Here is an 18,966-nt window from a genome sequence, read left to right as displayed (position 1 = left end):
CGACAGCGGTGAGCGTGGCGTCGCCGTTCAGGCGGCCAGCAACTGACGCAGCACAAAGGGCAGGATGCCACCGTGCTGGTAGTAGGCCACCTCGATGGGCGTGTCGATGCGCAGCAGCACGGTCACGGTCTGCCGGCTGCCATCAGCGCGCTCGATGATGAGTTGCGCATCGGCCTGCGGTTTGATCTCGGTGCCCAGGTCGATGCTGATCACTTCATCACCCTTGAGGCCCAGCGATTCCCAGCTGTCGCTGCTTTTGAACTGCAGCGGCAGCACCCCCATGCCCACGAGGTTGCTGCGGTGGATGCGCTCGAAGCTGCGCGCCACCACGGCCTGGATGCCCAGCAGTTGTGTGCCCTTGGCCGCCCAGTCGCGGCTGGAGCCGGTGCCGTACTCTTCGCCGCCAAAGATCACAGTGGGCACGCCCGCGTCCATGTACTTCATGGCAGCGTCATAGATGTAGAGCTTCTCGCCCTTCTGGGCCCCGTCCAGCTGGAACAGGGTCAGACCACCTTCTTCGCGTGAGCCGTCGGCCTGGGGTGGCAGCATCAGGTTCTTGATGCGCACATTGGCGAAGGTGCCGCGCATCATCACCTCGTGGTTGCCCCGGCGCGAGCCATAGCTGTTGAAGTCGGCCTTCTGCACGCCATGGGCGTTCAGGTATTGCCCTGCGGGTGAGGACTCCTTGATCGACCCGGCGGGCGAGATGTGGTCGGTGGTGATCGAATCCCCGAACAGGGCCATGATGCGCGCGCCCTTCACGCCCAGCCCAGCGGCTGGGGGCTGCATCTCGAACCGGTCAAAGAAGGGCGGCTTGGCGATGTAGGTGCTCGTGGGCCAGTTGTAGACCTGGCCACTCACGCCCTTGGTGGCTTCCCACAGCTTGCCAGGTTTGGTCTTGACCTTGGCGTAGTTCTCTTTGAAAGCCTTGCCATTCATGGCGTACTTGAGCAGGGCGTAGATTTCATCGCTGCTGGGCCAGATGTCGCCCAGGTACACCGGTTGGCCCTTTTTGCCGATGCCCACGGGCTCGGTCATCAGGTCTTTGGTGACGTTGCCCGCGATGGCATAGGCCACCACCAGGGGTGGGCTGGCCAGGAAGTTGGCCTTCAGGTTGGGGTGGATGCGGGCCTCGAAATTGCGGTTGCCCGACAGCACGGCCGCACACACCAAGTCGTTGTCGGTGATGGTCTGGTTCAGCTCAGGCGCCAGGTCACCCGCGTTGCCGATGCAGGTGGTGCAGCCATAGGCCGCCACGGCAAAGCCCAGTTGCTCCAGGTAGGGCAGCAGGCCGGCTTTCTTCAGGTATTCGGTGACGATGCGCGAGCCCGGGGCCAGCGAGGTCTTGACGTGCGGCTGCACCGTCAGGCCCGCCTTGACCGCCTTTTTGGCCAGCAGGCCTGCTGCCAGCAGCACACTGGGGTTCGAGGTGTTGGTGCACGAGGTGATGGCCGCGATCAGCACATCGCCGTTGCGGATGCCCACCGTCTTGCCGCCCAAGGCCGTGGGATAGACCTCGCTCAGTTTGTCGGCGGGCTGATTGAAGCCATTCTCGGTCACGGGCTTGCTGAAGAGCTCGGTGAAGGTGCGGCTGAGGTGCGTGATCTCGATGCGGTCTTGCGGGCGCTTGGGGCCGGCCAGCGAGGGGGCCACGGTGCCCAGGTCCAGCTTGACCACCTTGGTGTAGTCGATCTCGCCGGCCTTGGGCACGCCGAAGAGCTTTTGAGCTTTGAAGTAGGCCTCGAAAGCGTCGATCTCGGCCTTGGTGCGTCCGGTGCCCTTGAAGTAGGCGATGGTCTTGTCATCCACCGGGAAGAAGCCCATCGTGGCGCCGTACTCGGGCGCCATGTTGGCGATGGTTGCCCGGTCGGGCAGGGCCAGCGATGCTGTGCCCTCGCCAAAAAACTCAACGAACTTGCCCACCACCTTTTCTTTGCGCAGGATTTCGGTGATGGTCAGCACCAGGTCGGTGGCGGTCACGCCTTCGCGCAGTTGTCCGCTGAGCTCAAAGCCCACCACATCGGGCGTCAGGAAGTACACCGGCTGGCCCAGCATGCCGGCCTCGGCTTCGATGCCGCCCACGCCCCAGCCCACCACGCCGATGCCGTTGATCATGGTGGTGTGGCTGTCGGTGCCCACTAGGGTGTCGGGGTAGGCCACGCCATCCTTCACGTGCACACCGCGGGCCAGGTATTCCAGGTTCACCTGGTGCACGATGCCAAAGCCCGGTGGCACCACGCCAAAGGTGTCAAAGGCCTGCATGCCCCACTTCATGAACTCGTAGCGCTCGGCATTGCGCTCGAACTCGATCTTCATGTTCAGGTCCAGCGCCTTCTTGTCGCCGTAGTGGTCGATCATCACCGAGTGGTCCACCACCAGATCGACCGGTACCAGGGGCTCGATGCGCTTGGGGTTGCGGCCCAGGCCCTCGGCCACGTTGCGCATGGCGGCCAGGTCGGCCAGCAGGGGCACCCCGGTGAAGTCTTGCAACACCACGCGCGCCACCACAAAGGGGATCTCGTCCGTGCGCTCGGCCTGCGGCTTCCAGCCGGCCAGTTGCGCCACATGCTCTGGCGTGACCTTCTGCCCATCGCAATTGCGCAGCACCGATTCCAGCACGATGCGCAGCGACACCGGCAGTCGCTGCAGTCCCGGCTGGTTTTTGGCCAGGGCAGGCAACGAAAAATACTTGAGCGACTTGCCCGAGGCCGTCTTGAACGACTTGAGCGTGTGGGCGAAAGGGTGGGCAGAGGAAGACGATGCCATGAGGACTCCTTGAACTTGAACGAAACACAAGACAGAAGGCGCATGCCGGGACGGCCATCGCCAATCATTCTGGCAGCACCTGACGCACCCGTGGTGACGCGCACAGAGCCCCTGCATGCGCTAGGCTCTTGGTTTTGCCCGACCGCCCCGCATGTCTGCTCTGCATCATCCTCCAGATCGTGCTTCACTGCCTCGACGCCGCCAGTCTGGCGTGGTGGATTGGTTTCTGCTGGCCATGGTGGCGGCCGTGGCCGTGGCGTCGTTCATGCCCGAGCTGGGGCGCAGCGAAGGCATGCTGCACCTGGGCAAGGTCACCGACGTGGGCGTGTTCCTGCTGTTTTTCCTGCATGGCATGGGCCTGTCGACCGACAGCCTCAAAACGGGTGCGGCCAAATGGCGCCTGCACCTGCTGGTGCAGGCCTGCACTTATGTGGTTTTTCCATTGTGGTGGGCGCTGGGCGCATTGGCGCTGGGCCCATGGATCTCGCACGACCTGCTGATGGGTTTTTTCTACCTGGCGGTGCTGCCGTCCACGGTGTCGTCTTCCGTGGCCATGACGGCCCTGGCCAAGGGTGATGTGGCCGCCGCCGTGTTGAACGCCACCTTGTCGACCTTGCTGGGCGTGTTCTTGACCCCCTTGCTGGTGAGCCTGGTCATGGGCAGCCAAGGCGCGGCGATGGACGTGGGCGACACCATGCTGAAGGTGGCGCAGATGCTGCTGCTGCCCTTTGTGATCGGGCACGCCTTGCGCCCCTGGCTGGCCGGCCTCTTTGCCCGCATCAAGCCATGGACCACGGTGTTTGATCGGGGTGTGATCGTCATGCTGGTGTGGGTGGCGTTCAGTGATTCGGTGGCCGACGGCCTGTGGCGCGATCATGGCCTGGGCTTGCTGGCGCAGGCCGCCCTGGGGGCCTTGCTGTTCCTCTTCCCGATGCTGTGGTTCACGCGGAAGGTGTCGCGCCTCATGGGGTTCAGCCGCGAGGACGAAATCGTGGCGGTGTTTTGCGGCTCCAAGAAGACCTTGGCCTCGGGCATGCCCATGGCCAAACTGCTGTTTGGTGGGCAGGCGGCCATGGGGGTGCTGGTGCTGCCCATCTTGCTGTATCACCAGGTGCAATTGCTGGTGTGTGCGGTCATGGCGCGTCGTTATGCGGCCCGGGTGCGGCGCAGGGTGGTGTGATGGTCTCTGTCGACGTGGTGACGCCGCCATCCCTGGAGCCAGACATCCCCTACTGCCCGCCACCCGATGAGGGCGTGCGGATCCATCACCATGACGACGCCTTGCTGGTGGTGGACAAGCCGGCAGGCCTGTTGACCGTGCCTGGGCGTGGGCCGGACCGGCAGGATTGCCTGCTCAGCCGGGTGGCGCGGCAGTTTGGCGATGCGCTGATCGTGCACCGGCTGGACATGGCCACTTCAGGGCTGGTGGTGATGGCCCGCGGCGCAGACATGCAGCGCCGATTGAGCCACCTGTTCCAGTCACGGCAGGTGGGCAAGCGTTATGAGGCGTGGGTGCATGGCCTGCCCCGCGACGACGCCGGCGACATCGATCTGCCCCTGATCACCGATTGGCCCCGCCGCCCGCGCCAGATGGTGTGCCACGAGCGCGGCAAACCATCGCTCACCCGCTGGCAGGTGCTGGCACGGGACGAACGGCGCGGCTTGACGCGCATGTCGCTGGAGCCGGTGACGGGACGGTCTCATCAATTGCGCGTGCACCTGTTGGCCCAGGGGCATCCCATCGTCGGCGATCCGCTCTATGGTGATCCGGCGGTGCAGCGGCCATGGCCACGCATGATGTTGCATGCTTGCGAGGTCTCATTGCCGCACCCGGTGACAGGCCCGCAGGCCCGGGTGCAGGTGTGCAGTCCTGCCTTGTTCCCCATCTAGCGCCGCCCGGTGCAGCGGGGCGCGGGGCGGGATCGGTGGCAAAATCCACCTTTTCCATCTGACCCTGGTTGCCATGAGCGCAGTTGTCATCAGCGGAACCGGCCTCTACACGCCGCCGCACACCATCACGAACGCCGAACTGGTGGCGTCGTTCAACGCCTACGTCGATCTCTTCAACGCGGAACATGCGGCCGAGATCGAAGCGGGCACCGTTCAACCGCTGGCCCATTCCAGCGTCGAGTTCATCGAAAAGGCGTCCGGCATCAAGAGCCGTTACGTCATGGAGAAGACCGGCATCCTCGACCCGACGCGCATGTACCCGCGCTTCCAGGAACGCAGCGATGACCAGCTCTCCATGCTGGCCGAGATCGGTGTCGAGGCCGCCAAGCAGGCCCTGGCCGCGGCCGGCAAGACTGGCGCCGATGTGGACGGCGTGATCTGCGCGTGCTCCAACCTGCAGCGCGCCTACCCGGCCATTGCCATCGAGATCCAGAACGCCATTGGCGCCGGTGGTTATGCCTTCGACATGAACGTGGCCTGTTCGGCCGCCACCTTCGGCCTGGAGCAGGCGGTCAACGCCGTGCGCCACGGCTCCGCCAAATGCGTGCTGGTGATCAACCCCGAAATCACCTCGGGCCACCAGGAGTGGAAAGACCGCGACTGCCACTTCATCTTTGGCGACGTGGCCACTGCCACCGTGGTTGAGCGCGCCGATACGGCCACCTCGGCCGAACAGTGGGAAGTGCTGGGCTCGAAGCTGGCCACGGTGTTCTCCAACAACATCCGCAACAACTTCGGCTACCTCAACCGCAGCGAAGACAGCGATCCTGCCGCCCGCGACAAGACCTTCCGCCAGGAAGGCCGCAAGGTGTTCAAGGAAGTGGTGCCCATCGCTGCGGCCCACATCGAGTCGCAACTGGACGCCTTGGGGCTGGCTGCGTCGGACGTGCGGCGCTTCTGGCTGCACCAGGCCAACCTGTCGATGAACCAGTTGATCGTGAAGAAGCTGATCGGTGCCGAAGTGACACCCGAGATTGCTCCGCTCATCCTGGACGAATACGCCAACACCTCGTCGGCCGGCTCCATCATTGCCTTCCACAAGTCCCGCAGCGATCTGCCCTCCGGCAGCCTGGGCGTGATTTGCTCGTTCGGGGCCGGATACTCGGTGGGCAGCGTGGTGGCGCGCAAGCGCTGAGCGGCCCATGGCCGGCGATTTCACCTTCTACTGGCACGACTACGAGACCTTCGGTCGCGTGCCGCGCCGGGACCGGCCTTCTCAGTTCGCCGGCATTCGCACGGATGCCGAGCTGAACGAGGTGGGTGCACCCTTGATGGTGTACTGCCAGCCGGCGCCTGATTTTTTGCCCGACCCTGAGGCCTGCCTGCTCACAGGCATCGTGCCTCAGACCTGTCTGGCCCAAGGCCTGGCCGAGCATGCCTTTGCCGAGGCCATCGAGCGCGAACTGGCCCAGCCCAACACCGTGGGCCTGGGCTACAACACCATCCGCTTCGACGACGAGGTCACGCGCCACCTGTTCTGGCGCAACCTGATCGACCCTTACGGCCGCGAGTGGCAAAACGGCTGCGGCCGCTGGGACCTGCTGGACGTGGTGCGCTGCACCTGGGCCCTGCGCCCCGAGGGCATCAACTGGCCCAAGCACGACGATGGTCGCCCCTCGTTCAAGCTGGAGCACCTCAGCGCCGCCAACGGCCTGGCCCACGAAGCGGCGCACGATGCGCTGTCCGATGTGCGCGCCACCATCGCCCTGGCGCGACTGATCCGGCTGGCTCAGCCCCGGCTGTGGGAGCACTGCCTCAAGCTGCGCAAGAAAGACGCCGTCATGGCCGAGGCCGGGCTGGACAAGCCGCGCGCGGAGTGGAAGCCCTTCCTGCACATCTCGGGCATGTTCGGGCACGAGCGCGGTTGCATGGCCCTGGTGTGGCCCTTGGCCCAGCACCCCAGCAACAAGAACGAGGTGCTGGTGTGGGATCTGGCGCACGACCCGTCGGCCCTGGGCGGGCTGAGCGCCGAGGATATCCGCCTGCGCATGTTCACCAAGGCGGCTGACTTGCCCGAGGGCGTGGAGCGCTTGCCCATCAAGAGCGTGCACATCAACAAGTCGCCCGTGGTGGTGGGCAATTTGAAGATCCTCACGCCCGAGCTGCAGCAAAAGTGGTCCATCGACCTGACCCAGGCGCACGAGCGTGCCGAGGCCCTGCGGGCGCTGGGGCCGCGCATGGATGGCATCTGGGCCGAGGTGTTCAGCCGGCCTGAAGGGCGCGCCGACGTGGACGTGGACGAAGACCTCTATGGCGGCTTCATCGGCAATGACGACCGCCGATTGCTGACCCGCTTGCGTGGCATGACGGGCGAACAACTGGCCCAGCAGTACGGCGACCGCGCGCCCGCGTTCGCGGACGAGCGCCTGGGCGAGCTGTTCTTCCGCTACCGCGCGCGCAACTTCCCCGACACCTTGAGTGAGGCCGAGCAGGCGCGCTGGCAGGCCCTGCGCACGGCCAGGCTGCATGAAGGGCAGGGCGGTGGTTTGTCGCTGCAAGCCTTCTTCGAGCGCATTGATCAATTGGGCGAGCAGCTGGCGGACGATGACGAACGCGGTCAGGACATCCTGGGCGCTTTGTACGATTACGCCGAGCAGATCGCGCCGTGAGCGCCACGGCGGCCGCCGGGGGCTTGTGTACCCCTGTGTTGAAGTACCTGGGTGCTTATCCGGCGAATGTGTTGCTGCAGGTTCAGTCCCTGGTTGATCAAGGCCGCCTGGCCAGCGTCCTGCAGCAGCGCTACCCCGAGCGCCATGCCGTGCAGTCGGACACGGCGCTGTACGGCTACGTCAGTGAACTCAAAGCCCAGCACCTGCGAGGGGCTGATCCCGTGAGCAAGGTGGTCTACGACAGCAAGCTCAAGGTGATCCAGCATGCCCTGGGTACTCACACCATGGTGTCACGTGTGCAGGGCGGCAAGCTCAAGGCCAAGCGTGAAATCCGCGTGGCCAGCCTGTTTCGTGAGGGACCGCCGGAGTTCCTGCGCATGATCGTGGCGCACGAGCTGGCCCATTTCAAAGAGCGCGAGCACAACAAGGCCTTCTACGCCTTGTGCGCTCACATCGACCCCGACTATCACCAGCACGAATTCGACTTGCGTCTGTGGCTGGTGTCACGCGCCCTGGGCGCGCCGCCGGGCTAGGTCATCGGCGCTCTTTCAGCGCCTCGATGTCGGCTTTCAAGCCGGCGCGACGCTCGTCATCGTCGCTCAGGCGCTTGAGCAACAGCTCCATGTGGTGCACCTGGCGAGCGGTGTCGCCACGCTGTTGCGCGCGCTCGATCAGCCAGCCGAGTTCTTGCTCATTGACCACATCCTGGCGCACCAGGTCGCTGTCAGTGACCGTGCCCACCAGGGCCGCCACCGAGGTGGTGATGGTGAAGGCCAGGGCGGCCAGCCCCCCCACGATGTAGAAGCCTCGGCGCCGCGTGTGGTTCTCTGTGAATGCGGCCATCACGGCGAAGAAGACGATCATCGCGGCCAGCGCGGTCATCGAGATCGTGTAGCCCGTGAAGGCGAAATCCAGGCGCACCGAGCGCACGTCCAGCGTGGACAGCAGCCCCCCGATGAAGCCGCCCATGATCAGCATCCACAGGGCCTGCCGTCCTCGCGCGTGCTGTGGGAACACATCAAAGGCTTGGATGGCGAAGCCGAACAGCGAGGCCAGGCCGGTGATGATGGTGAAGGCGTCCATGGTCAGGTGGGGAGCGAGTCAGGCGAAGTCATGCCAGGGGTGGATTGTGAGGGCGACCGTGTCAGGCGCCACGCGTCAGCGCCAGAATCAAGGGGGTTGTCAACGACGACAAGGCGGTGGACAGCACGAGGCTGCTGGCCACGGGTGCCTCCAGCACCTTGAACTGCCGCGACATCAGGTAGACGTTGGCGCCCACGGCGATGGACCCCAAGAGCACCACGGCGCGGGTTTCCATCTCCGGCAAGCCCAGCCACACGGCGATCAGCCACACCACCAGGGGCTGCAACAGCAGCTTCAAGGCCGTCATGGCGGTGGTGATCTTCCATTGTTCGCGCAGCCGGTGCCCCGCCAGGCTCAAGCCCAGCGAAAACAAGGCCAATGGGGCGGCCAGTTCGCCCAGCCAGCGCAGGGGCGTGAGCACCATGTCGGGCAGCGTCCAGCCGCTCAAGCCGATGGCCGTACCACTGAGGATGCCGATGATCAGCGGGTTCTTCAAGACGCTGACCAAGGTCTTGCCAAAGCCTTTGGGGGTGGGGCTGCCGTGTTTTGCCCATTCCACCGACACCGTCACCAAGGTCCACAGCGTCAGTGAGTTGAACACCAGCACCAGGGCCACCGTGGGCAACGCCGCCTCACCCAGGGCAATGCGCGCCAGTGGAATGCCCAGCATGGCGTTGTTGGAGAAGATGCCCGCCAGCGCAAAGACCGACTGGCTGACACCGTCCAGCCGGAACACCCGCCAGGCCAGCAGCCGCCCGATGACGAACACGATGAGGCAACTGCCAAAAAAGGCGATCAGGGCGCGGCTGTCGACTGGGGGCAGTTGTGACAGCCCGCACATCATCACGAACAGCAGGGCCGGCAAGGCCGCCGAGAACACGAAGCGCGCCAACCAGATGTTGACCTTGTTCGGCCATTTCAGCAGGCGTTGAAGCACCCAACCCAGCCCGATGACGCTGAACATCGGTGCGCAGATCTGAACGTAATGCAGGAAGGCCGACATGAGCGCGACAGCGATGAAAAAAGCCCGGGGCGAACCCGGGCTTTGTGGCTTCAGGAAGCGTTGGCCGATCAGGCGGCCGTCACACCCTTGGCGGTCTCCACGTACTCTTCAATCTGGTTGAAGTTCATGTACTTGTAGACGTTGTCGGCGTCCTTGGCCACCACGCCGATTTCAGCCATGTACTCGGCAGGCGTGGGCAGCTTGCCCAGCTTCGATGCGACGGCGGTCAGCTCGGCCGAGCCCAGGAACACGTTGGTGTTCTTGCCCAGGCGGTTCGGGAAGTTGCGGGTGGACGTCGAGATGCAGGTGGAGCCTTCCTTGATCTGCGCCTGGTTGCCCATGCACAGCGAGCAGCCGGGCATTTCGGTGCGGGCACCGGCCTGGCCGAAGGTGTTGTAGTAGCCTTCCTTGGTCAGCTCGGCGGCGTCCATCTTGGTGGGCGGGGCCACCCACAGGCGCACCGGGATGTCCTTCTTGCCTTCCAGCAGCTTGCCGGCGGCGCGGAAGTGACCGATGTTGGTCATGCACGAACCGATGAAGGCTTCGTCGATCTTGGTGCCAGCGACTTCGGACAGGAACTTGGCGTCGTCCGGGTCGTTCGGGCAGCAGACGATCGGCTCCTTGATGTCGTCGAGGTTGATCTCGATGACTGCAGCGTATTCGGCGTCGGCGTCGGCTTCCAGCAGGTTGGGGTTGGCCAGCCAGGCTTCTTGCGCCTCGATGCGGCGCTGCAGGGTGCGGGCATCGGCGTAACCGTCGGCGATCATGTTCTTCATCAGAACGATGTTCGACTTCAGGTACTCGGCGACCGGCTCCTTGTTCAGCTTGATGGTGCAACCAGCGGCGGAACGTTCAGCCGAAGCGTCGGACAGTTCGAACGCTTGCTCAACCTTCAGGTCAGGCAGGCCTTCGATTTCGAGGATGCGGCCCGAGAAGATGTTCTTCTTGCCGGCCTTGGCCACGGTCAGCAGACCGGCCTTGATGGCGTACAGGGGGATGGCATGCACCAGGTCACGCAGGGTGACACCGGGTTGCATCTTGCCCTTGAAGCGCACCAGCACGGATTCGGGCATGTCCAGGGGCATCACGCCAGTGGCAGCGCCGAAAGCGACCAGGCCCGAGCCAGCTGGGAAGGAGATGCCGATGGGGAAGCGGGTGTGCGAGTCGCCACCGGTGCCGACGGTGTCGGGCAGCAGCAGGCGGTTCAGCCACGAGTGGATCACGCCGTCGCCCGGACGCAGGGCCACGCCGCCGCGGTTGCTGATGAAGGCGGGCAGCTCGCGGTGCATCTTCACGTCCACGGGCTTGGGGTAAGCGGCCGTGTGGCAGAAGGATTGCATGACCAGGTCAGCGCTGAAGCCCAGGCAAGCCAGGTCCTTCAGCTCGTCGCGGGTCATCGGGCCGGTGGTGTCTTGCGAACCCACGGTGGTCATCTTCGGCTCGCAGTAGGTGCCGGGACGCACGCCTTGGCCTTCGGGCAGGCCCACAGCGCGGCCGACCATCTTCTGGGCCAGGGTGAAGCCCTTGCCACTGTCCTTGGGGGCCACGGGCAGGCGGAAGGTGGTGGAGGCGGGCAGACCCAGGAACTCACGGGCCTTGCCGGTCAGCGAACGGCCGATGATCAGGTTGATGCGGCCGCCGGCTTGCACTTCGTCCAGCAGCACTTGCGACTTCAGCTGGAACTCGGCAGCCACGGCACCGTTCTTCTCGATCTTGCCGTCATAGGGGTAGATGTCGATGACATCGCCCATTTCGAAAGCGGTCACGTCCACTTCGATGGGCAGCGAGCCCGAGTCTTCTTGCGTGTTGAAGAAGATGGGGGCGATCTTGCCACCCAGGGTGACGCCGCCGAAGCGCTTGTTGGGCACGAAGGGGATGTCTTCGCCGGTGGCCCAGATCACGCTGTTGGTGGCCGACTTGCGCGAAGAGCCGGTGCCGACCACGTCACCCACGTAGGCCACGAGGTTGCCCTTTTTCTTCAGGTCTTCGATGAACTGGATCGGACCGCGCTTGCCGTCTTCTTCGGGCTTGAACGCTGCATCAGAACGGGTGTTCTTCAGCATGGCCAGGTAGTGCATCGGGATGTCGGGGCGGCTCCAGGCGTCCGGAGCGGGCGACAGATCGTCGGTGTTGGTCTCGCCAGGCACCTTGAACACGGTCACGGTGATCTTCTTGGCGACGGCGGGGCGGGTGGTGAACCACTCGGCGTCGGCCCACGACTGCATCACGGCCTTGGCGTTGGCGTTGCCCGCCTTGCACAGTTCGGCCACGTCGTGGAACGCGTCGAACATCAGCAGGGTCTTCTTCAGGGCCTCAGCGGCCACGGTGCCCACTTCAGCGCTGCTCAGCAGGTCGATCAGGGGCTTGACGTTGTAGCCGCCGACCATCGTGCCCAGCAATTCGGTGGCCTTGGCCTTGGAGATCAGGCCGACGCTCAGGTCGCCATGGGCCACGGCCGACAGGAAGGATGCCTTGACCTTGGCGGCGTCGTCCACGCCGGGGGGCACGCGGTGGGTCAGCAAGTCGAGCAGGAAGGCCTCTTCGCCAGCGGGCGGGTTCTTGATCAGTTCGATCAATTCGGCCACTTGCTGGGCCGTCAGGGGCAGCGGGGGGATGCCGAGGGCAGCGCGCTCGGCAGCGTGTTGGCGATAGGCTTGCAACATGTCGTTTACCTGGTGTGAATGGGGCAAAAACGCGGGCAGCGTGCAAGACATCCCGGGCCGGATGGCACCGGGGTGGGGCAAGACGCCTGCCGGTCACAAGGAAATGCAATTTCCGTGCAGCCCGCTATTTTCGCCTACGAAGAGGTGAAAGTCACGGCTCTGGGGCAGAAAAATGGGTATTTCACCCCGCCGAGGGGGGCTCAGTTGCCACCCAGCATCGACTGGCGAGGGCGCGAGGCCAGGTCACGCTCTGCGGCGCGCTGCACCTCATGCATGCAGCCATCCACCAAACGCTGGCCCTTGCGCGGGTCCAGCAACATGGATTTGGTCAGGATCTGGATCAGCAGGGCCGTGCCCCGGACGTCTTCCAGCCGGATGGCGCCCGTTTGGGAGAGCACCGGTTTCATCACCCAGCTCTGTTTGCCCAGGCGCAGGTTGAAGTAGCCTGGATGGCTTTGGTGGGGGTCGATCGACACCCGCTGGCCGAACTCGCAGTCGTACTGTCCAACCAGCACCCGCTCGGCCGCCGCGAGTTGCTCAGGTGAGGCCAGGGCCATCTGCGTTTGCTGCACCACCTTGGCACTGGGCCGTTGGCTGCGCGTTTCAGATGCTTGCGCCGAGCCCATGAGGGCCGAGCCGCACAGCAGCACCCCGAGAGCCAAGGTGGACAAAAGGGCTGGTCGCTGGGCTGGAGTGGTGGTCATGGGCGTGCTCGCAAATCCGAAGTGCGCCTGAGTGTGCCACCGATGCGTGGCCATGACCACCTGGGGTTTCTTTCCGGTCGTGGGCTGCGTCACGGACGTAACCAACGGATACGTCTGTGACGCCGATGGGCTCAGAAGCTGTCGCCAGGAACGCGCACCCAGCCTTCCATGAGGATGCGGGCGCTGCGGCTCATGATGGCTTTCGTCACCGTCCACTGGCCGTTCACCTGTTGGGCCTGGGCGCCCACACGCAGCGTGCCGGAGGGGTGGCCAAAGCGAACGGCTTCACGCTCACCGCCACCGGCCGCCAGGTTCACCAGGGTGCCGGGGATGGCCGCGGCCGTGCCGATGGCCACCGCGCAGGTGCCCATCATGGCGTGGTGCAGCTTGCCCATGGACAGGGCCCGCACCAGCAGGTCCACATCGCTGGCGTTGATGGACTTGCCGCTCGATGCCGTGTAGGTGGTGGGCGGGGCCACGAAGGCGATCTTGGGGGTGTGCTGGCGGGTGGCCGCTTCTTCGGGGGTTTTGATCAGGCCCATGCGCAGGGCGCCGGCCACGCGGATGGCCTCGAAGCGCTTGAGGGCTTCGGGGTCGCTGTTGATCTGCTCGCGCAACTCGGTGCCGGTGTAGCCGATGTCAGCGGCGTTGACGAACACGGTCGGGATGCCCGCCGTGATCATCGTGGCCTTGAGGGTGCCCAGGCCCGGTACGTCCAGGTCATCGACCAGGTTGCCGGTGGGGAACATCGAGCCGCCTTCGTCGCCATCGTCCGAGGGGTCCATGAACTCGAGCACGATCTCGGCGGCGGGGAAGGTCACGCCGTCGAGTTCGAAGTCGCCGGTTTCCTGCACCTGACCGTCGGTCACGGGCACGTGGGCGATGATGGTTTTGCCGATGTTGGCCTGCCAGATGCGGACCACAGCGGTGCCGTTTTCTGGAATGCGGGCCGGATCGACCAAGCCTGCGTGGATGGCGAAAGCACCCGCGGCGGTGGAGAGGTTGCCGCAGTTGCCCGACCAGTCCACAAAGGCCTTGTCGATGGAGACCTGGCCGTAGAGGTAGTCCACATCGTGCTCAGGCACGCTGGACTTGGACAGGATCACGCACTTGCTCGTGCTGGAGGTGGCACCGCCCATGCCGTCGATGTGGGCGGCGTAGGGGTCGGGGCTGCCGATGACGCGCATGAACAGCTTGTCGCGCGCTTCACCGGGCTGCTGGCAGCTGGCGGGCAGGTCTTGCAGGCGGAAGAACACGCCCTTGCTGGTGCCGCCACGGATGTAGGTGGCGGGGATTTTGATTTGTGCGGGATGGGCCATCACACGCTCCTTCAGTTCACATGGTGCCGAAGCGCGCAAAGCCTTGCACAGCCTCGGTCCGATCCAGCGGACACCACGGATCTGGCTTTGCCAGTCCGTAGGTGTCGCCCCCTTGAGGGGGAGCGCCAAAGGCGCTCGGGGGTGGTCACTTGTTCTCGGCGAGGAAATCCTGCGCAAAACGCTGCAGCACGCCACCGGCCTCGTACACCGACACTTCTTCGGCGGTGTCCAGACGGCTGGTCACGGCCACCTTCACGGTCTCACCATTTTTGCGGTGGATCACCAGGGTCAGGTCGGCGCGCGGCTTGAGGTCGCCTTCCACGTCGAAGGTTTCGGTGCCATCCAGGCCCAGGGTCAGGCGGGTGGTGCCCGGCTTGAACTCCAGGGGCAGCACGCCCATGCCGATCAGGTTGGTGCGGTGGATGCGCTCAAAGCCTTCGGCCACGACCGTCTCGACACCGGCCAGGCGTACGCCCTTGGCCGCCCAGTCGCGCGACGAACCTTGACCGTAGTCGGCACCGGCGATGATGATCAGCGGCTGGCGGCGGTTGAGGTAGGTCTCCATCGCCTCCCACATGCGCATGACCTGGCCTTCAGGCTCCACGCGGGCCCACGAGCCCACCTTGATGCTGCCGTCAACGTTCCGCACCATCTCGTTCTTCAACGTGGGGTTGGCGAAGGTGGCGCGCATGGCGGTCAGGTGGTCACCACGGTGGGTGGCGTAGGAGTTGAAGTCCTCCTCCGGCAGGCCCATCTTGTGCAAGTATTCACCGGCGGCCGAGTTCATCAGGATCGCGTTCGAGGGCGACAGGTGATCGGTGGTGATGTTGTCCGGCAGGATGGCCAGCGGGCGCATGCCCTTGAGCGTGCGCGGGTTGGCCGCCAGGGCGCCAACGCCTTCCGTGTCCCAGTACGGCGGGCGGCGGATGTAGGTCGACATCGGGCGCCAGTCGTACTGCGGGCTGACCTTCTCGCCCTTGTCTGCCTGGATGGCGAACATGGGCTCATACACGGCGCGGTACTGCTCGGGCTTCACGGCGGCCTTGACCACGGCGTCGATTTCTTCGTCCGAGGGCCAGATGTCCTTGAGGCGGATTTCCCTGCCATCAACGACGGTCAGCACGTCGTTCTCGATGTCGAAGCGCACGGTGCCAGCGATGGCGTAAGCGACCACCAGCGGCGGCGAGGCCAGGAAGGCCTGCTTGGCGTAGGGGTGGATGCGGCCGTCGAAGTTGCGGTTGCCCGAGAGCACGGCGGTGGCGTAGAGGTCGCGGTCGACGATTTCCTTCTGGATGACCGGGTCAAGCGCGCCCGACATGCCGTTGCAGGTGGTGCAGGCAAAGGCCACGATGCCGAAGCCCAGCTTCTCCAGGTCGCCCAGCAGGTTGGCTTCTTTCAGGTACAGCTCCACGGCCTTCGAGCCAGGGGCCAGCGATGACTTCACCCAGGGCTTGCGCGTCAAACCCAGCTTGTTGGCGTTGCGGGCCAGCAAGGCGGCCGCGATCACGTTGCGCGGGTTGGAGGTGTTCGTGCACGACGTGATGGCCGCGATGATCACGGCGCCATCGGGCATGGTGCCTTCTTCGGCCTTGGGCATGGCCCATTGACCAGCGATGCCCTTGGCGGCCAGATCGCTCGTGGCCACACGGGCGTGCGGGTTCGAGGGGCCAGCCATGTTGCGCACCACGCTCGACAGATCGAACTCCAGGTTGCGCTCGTACACGGCGTTCTTCAGGCTGTCAGACCACAGGCCCGCGGTCTTGGCATAGGTCTCGACCAGCTTGACTTGGCTCGCGTCGCGGCCGGTCAGCGTCAGGTACTCCAGCGTCTGCTCGTCGATGCTGAACATGGCGGCGGTGGCGCCGTATTCAGGGGCCATGTTCGAGATGGTGGCTCGGTCACCGATGGTCAGCTTCGAGGCGCCTTCACCGTAGAACTCGAGGTAAGCGCCCACCACCTTGTTCTTGCGCAGGAACTCGGTCAGGGCCAGCACCACGTCGGTGGCGGTGATGCCGCTTTGACGTTGGCCAGTCAGCTTGACGCCGACGATTTCGGGCAAGCGCATCCACGAGGCGCGGCCCAGCATCACGTTCTCGGCTTCCAGGCCGCCCACGCCAATGGCGATCACGCCCAGCGCGTCCACGTGCGGGGTGTGCGAGTCGGTGCCGACGCAGGTGTCGGGGTAGGCCACGCCCTTGTCCGCATGGATCACGGGCGACATCTTCTCCAGGTTGATCTGGTGCATGATGCCGTTGCCCGCGGGGATCACGTCCACGTTGGCGAAGGCCTTCTTGGTCCACTCGATGAAGTGGAAGCGGTCTTCGTTGCGGCGCTCCTCAATCTCGCGGTTCTTCTGGAATGCTTGCGGGTCGAACCCGCCGCATTCCACGGCCAGCGAGTGGTCCACGATCAGCTGCACGGGCACCACGGGGTTCACCTTGGCCGGGTCGCCGCCTTCTTTGGCGATGGCGTCACGCAGACCGGCCAGGTCCACCAGCGCGGTCTGGCCCAGGATGTCGTGGCAGGCCACGCGGGCCGGGAACCACGGGAAGTCCAGGTCGCGCTTGCGCTCGATGATTTGCTTCAAGCAATCGGTGACGATGCTTGGGTCGGCCTTGCGCACGATGTTCTCGGCGTGCACGCGGGCGGTGTAGGGCAGGGTGGCCCAGGCGCCAGGCTGGATGGCTTCGACCGCGGCTTGCGTGTCGAAGTAATCGAGGTTCGTGCCCGGCAGGGGCTTGCGGAATTGCGTGTTCATCACTTGCGGTCCTTCAGCGGCACGAAGACCTGGTCTTCAGGGCCGGTGTAGTTGGCGCTCGGGCGGATGATCTTGCCGTCGATGCGCTGCTCGATCACGTGGGCCGACCAGCCGCTGGTGCGGGCGATCACGAACAGCGGCGTGAACATGTCGGTGGGTACGCCCATCATGTGGTAGCTCACGGCGCTGAACCAGTCCAGGTTGGGGAACATCTTCTTGATGTCCCACATCACCGATTCCAGGCGCTCGGCGATGTTGTACATCTTCATGTTGCCCTGTTCCTTGGACAGGTCTTCGGCCACCTTCTTGATGACCACGTTGCGCGGATCGCTCACGGTGTACACAGGGTGGCCGAAGCCGATCACCACTTCCTTGCGCTCCACGCGGGCGCGGATGTCGGCCTCGGCCTCATCCGGGTTGTCGTAGCGCTTCTGGATTTCAAACGCCACTTCGTTGGCGCCGCCGTGCTTGGGGCCGCGCAGGGCGCCGATGCCGCCGCACAGGGCCGAGTACATGTCCGAGCCCGTGCCCGCCACCACGCGCGAGGTGAAGGTGGAAGCGTTGAATTCGTGCTCGGCGTACAGGATCAGCGAGGTGTGCATCGCGCGCACCCAGCTGTCACGGGGCTTCTCGCCGTGCAGCAGGTGCAGGAAGTGACCGCCAATGGAATCATCATCGGTTTCCACCTCGATGCGCTTGCCGTTGTAAGCAAAGTGGTACCAGTACAGCAGCATCGAGCCCAGCGAGGCCATCAGCTTGTCGGCGATGTCGCGGGCGCCGGGGTGGTTGTGGTCTTCCTTCTCGGGCTTGACGCAACCCAGCACCGACACGCCGGTGCGCATCACGTCCATCGGGTGGGCAGACGGCGGCAGTTGCTCCAGGGCCACCTTCACGGCGTTGGGCAGGCCACGCAGCGACTTCAGCTTGGCCTTGTAGCCCGCCAGTTCGGCCACGGTGGGCAGCTTGCCGTGCACCAGCAGGTGGGCGATTTCTTCAAACTCGCACGTGGTGGCCACATCGAGGATGTCGTAGCCACGGTAGGCCAGGTCATTGCCCGTGCGGCCCACGGTGCACAGGGCGGTGTTGCCGGCGGCGGTGCCGGACAGGGCGACCGACTTCTTGGGCTTGAAACCGGGGGTGGTCGTCTCAGGGGTAGCGCTCATGGGGTGTGTCTCCAGATGAGGTAGATCAACGGATGAATGACTTAGCGGATGAATTACTTCTTGGCGGCAAACAGGGCGTCCAGCTTGCCCTCGAAGGCGTGGTAGCCGATGCGGTCGTACAGCTCTTCGCGCGTCTGCATGATGTCGACCACATTGCGCTGGTGGCCATCACGGCGCACAGCGGTGTACACGGCCTCAGCGGCCTTGTTCATGGCACGGAAGGCGCTCAAGGGGTACAGCACCATGCCCACGCCCGTGGGCGCCAGGTCTTCCACGCTGAACAGCGGCGTCTTGCCAAACTCGGTGATGTTGGCCAGCACGGGCACCTTCACGGCGTCCACGAACTTCTTGTAGGTGTCCAGGTCGTAGGCGGCCTCGGCGAAGATGCCGTCGGCACCGGCTTCCACGCACTTGATGGCTCGTTCGATGGCGGCGTCCACGCCGTGCACCTGGATGGCATCCGTGCGGGCAATCAAGAAGAAGTCCTTGTCCGTCTTGGCGTCGGCCGCAGCCTTCACGCGGTCCACCATTTCTTCGGTGGTCACGATCTCTTTGCCGGGGCGGTGGCCGCAACGCTTGGCGCCCACCTGGTCTTCGATGTGACAGGCGGCGGCGCCGGCCTTGATCAGGCTCTTGACCGTGCGCTCGATGTTGAAGGCACTCGGCCCGAAGCCGGTGTCGATGTCGACCAGCAGCGGCAGGTCGCACACGTCGGTGATGCGCCGGGTGTCGATCAGCACGTCTTCCATCGTGTTGATGCCCAGGTCAGGCAGACCCAGCGAGCCAGCGGCCACGCCGCCGCCCGAGAGGTAAATGGCTTTGAAGCCGGCGCGTTGGGCCAGCAGGGCGTGGTTGGCGTTGATCGCGCCAATGACCTGCAGGGGGGATTCTTCCTGCAGCGCCTGGCGGAAGCGGGCACCGGGGGATGAGAGGGCCATGTCATGTCTC

14 protein-coding genes are annotated in these 18,966 nt (G+C 64.8%); 5 read left to right on the top strand and 9 right to left on the bottom strand.

The annotated features are described in order from the left end of the window. Positions 1-27: 27 nt before the first annotated feature. Positions 28-2,766, bottom strand: a complete 2,739-nt coding sequence (gene acnA, locus WNB94_RS14290) for an aconitate hydratase AcnA (protein ID WP_341391078.1) — start codon at positions 2,764-2,766, stop codon at positions 28-30. A gap of 151 nt (positions 2,767-2,917) precedes the next feature. On the opposite strand from acnA, the gene WNB94_RS14285 reads away from it, so the two are divergent. From WNB94_RS14285 to WNB94_RS14265, 5 genes are all read left to right on the top strand, one after another. Continuing rightward, entirely contained in the window at positions 2,918-3,946 is a 1,029-nt protein-coding gene (locus WNB94_RS14285) for a bile acid:sodium symporter family protein (protein WP_341391077.1), read from the top strand. Then, positions 3,946-4,656: an RluA family pseudouridine synthase gene (locus WNB94_RS14280; RefSeq protein ID WP_341391076.1), complete on the top strand. Its 711-nt coding sequence runs from the start codon at positions 3,946-3,948 to the stop codon at positions 4,654-4,656. The genes WNB94_RS14285 and WNB94_RS14280 overlap by 1 nt, the downstream gene beginning before the upstream one ends. Positions 4,657-4,729: 73 nt before the next feature. Beyond that, a complete protein-coding gene (locus tag WNB94_RS14275) occupies positions 4,730-5,851 on the top strand; it encodes a beta-ketoacyl-ACP synthase III (RefSeq protein ID WP_341391075.1) in 1,122 nt (373 codons plus the stop codon). Positions 5,852-5,858: 7 nt separating this feature from the next. Then, positions 5,859-7,325: an exodeoxyribonuclease I gene (sbcB, locus tag WNB94_RS14270; RefSeq protein ID WP_341391074.1), complete on the top strand. Its 1,467-nt coding sequence runs from the start codon at positions 5,859-5,861 to the stop codon at positions 7,323-7,325. Between the two features lie 38 nt (positions 7,326-7,363). Beyond that, a complete protein-coding gene (locus WNB94_RS14265; RefSeq protein ID WP_341391130.1) occupies positions 7,364-7,858 on the top strand; it encodes a M48 metallopeptidase family protein in 495 nt (164 codons plus the stop codon). Between the two features lies 1 nt (position 7,859). Here WNB94_RS14265 and WNB94_RS14260 read toward each other — a convergent pair whose 3' ends face one another. From WNB94_RS14260 to prpB, 8 genes are all read right to left on the bottom strand, one after another. After that, complete coding sequence (locus WNB94_RS14260) at positions 7,860-8,408, bottom strand: hypothetical protein (protein ID WP_341391073.1); 549 nt, start codon at positions 8,406-8,408, stop codon at positions 7,860-7,862. Positions 8,409-8,469: 61 nt separating this feature from the next. After that, on the bottom strand, positions 8,470-9,411 hold the full coding sequence (locus WNB94_RS14255; RefSeq protein ID WP_341391072.1) for an AEC family transporter: 942 nt from the start codon (positions 9,409-9,411) through the stop codon (positions 8,470-8,472). A 68-nt stretch (positions 9,412-9,479) separates the two neighbouring features. Further along, on the bottom strand, positions 9,480-12,074 hold the full coding sequence (gene acnB, locus WNB94_RS14250) for a bifunctional aconitate hydratase 2/2-methylisocitrate dehydratase (RefSeq protein ID WP_341391071.1): 2,595 nt from the start codon (positions 12,072-12,074) through the stop codon (positions 9,480-9,482). Between the two features lie 200 nt (positions 12,075-12,274). Next, complete coding sequence (locus WNB94_RS14245; protein WP_341391070.1) at positions 12,275-12,778, bottom strand: hypothetical protein; 504 nt, start codon at positions 12,776-12,778, stop codon at positions 12,275-12,277. A gap of 131 nt (positions 12,779-12,909) precedes the next feature. After that, positions 12,910-14,097, bottom strand: coding sequence for a 2-methylaconitate cis-trans isomerase PrpF (prpF, locus tag WNB94_RS14240; protein ID WP_341391069.1), 1,188 nt, complete (start codon positions 14,095-14,097; stop codon positions 12,910-12,912). Positions 14,098-14,242: 145 nt separating this feature from the next. Continuing rightward, entirely contained in the window at positions 14,243-16,858 is a 2,616-nt protein-coding gene (gene acnD, locus WNB94_RS14235) for a Fe/S-dependent 2-methylisocitrate dehydratase AcnD (RefSeq protein ID WP_341391068.1), read from the bottom strand. Continuing rightward, entirely contained in the window at positions 16,855-18,018 is a 1,164-nt protein-coding gene (gene prpC / locus WNB94_RS14230; protein ID WP_341391067.1) for a bifunctional 2-methylcitrate synthase/citrate synthase, read from the bottom strand. Before prpC ends, acnD begins: the two co-directional genes overlap by 4 nt. Positions 18,019-18,071: 53 nt before the next feature. Further along, positions 18,072-18,956, bottom strand: coding sequence for a methylisocitrate lyase (gene prpB, locus WNB94_RS14225; protein WP_341391066.1), 885 nt, complete (start codon positions 18,954-18,956; stop codon positions 18,072-18,074). Between the last annotated feature and the right edge of the window lie 10 nt (positions 18,957-18,966).

It is taken from the genome of Aquabacterium sp. A3, from assembly GCF_038069945.1.
Taxonomy (GTDB): Bacteria; Pseudomonadota; Gammaproteobacteria; order Burkholderiales; family Burkholderiaceae_C; genus Aquabacterium.
The sequence above is the reverse complement of the archived record's forward strand: the minus strand, read 5'-3'. Positions and strand labels throughout refer to the sequence as shown.

What these genes read in the sequence shown, in the direction of transcription:
- acnA (WP_341391078.1), bottom strand. Translation starts at nt 2,766, where the DNA reads ATGGCATCGTCTTCCTCTGCCCACCCTTTCGCCCACACGCTCAAGTCG.
- WNB94_RS14285 (WP_341391077.1), top strand. Translation starts at nt 2,918, where the DNA reads ATGTCTGCTCTGCATCATCCTCCAGATCGTGCTTCACTGCCTCGACGC.
- WNB94_RS14280 (WP_341391076.1), top strand. Translation starts at nt 3,946, where the DNA reads ATGGTCTCTGTCGACGTGGTGACGCCGCCATCCCTGGAGCCAGACATC.
- WNB94_RS14275 (WP_341391075.1), top strand. Translation starts at nt 4,730, where the DNA reads ATGAGCGCAGTTGTCATCAGCGGAACCGGCCTCTACACGCCGCCGCAC.
- sbcB (WP_341391074.1), top strand. Translation starts at nt 5,859, where the DNA reads ATGGCCGGCGATTTCACCTTCTACTGGCACGACTACGAGACCTTCGGT.
- WNB94_RS14260 (WP_341391073.1), bottom strand. Translation starts at nt 8,408, where the DNA reads ATGGACGCCTTCACCATCATCACCGGCCTGGCCTCGCTGTTCGGCTTC.
- WNB94_RS14255 (WP_341391072.1), bottom strand. Translation starts at nt 9,411, where the DNA reads ATGTCGGCCTTCCTGCATTACGTTCAGATCTGCGCACCGATGTTCAGC.
- acnB (WP_341391071.1), bottom strand. Translation starts at nt 12,074, where the DNA reads ATGTTGCAAGCCTATCGCCAACACGCTGCCGAGCGCGCTGCCCTCGGC.
- WNB94_RS14245 (WP_341391070.1), bottom strand. Translation starts at nt 12,778, where the DNA reads ATGACCACCACTCCAGCCCAGCGACCAGCCCTTTTGTCCACCTTGGCT.
- prpF (WP_341391069.1), bottom strand. Translation starts at nt 14,097, where the DNA reads ATGGCCCATCCCGCACAAATCAAAATCCCCGCCACCTACATCCGTGGC.
- prpC (WP_341391067.1), bottom strand. Translation starts at nt 18,018, where the DNA reads ATGAGCGCTACCCCTGAGACGACCACCCCCGGTTTCAAGCCCAAGAAG.
- prpB (WP_341391066.1), bottom strand. Translation starts at nt 18,956, where the DNA reads ATGGCCCTCTCATCCCCCGGTGCCCGCTTCCGCCAGGCGCTGCAGGAA.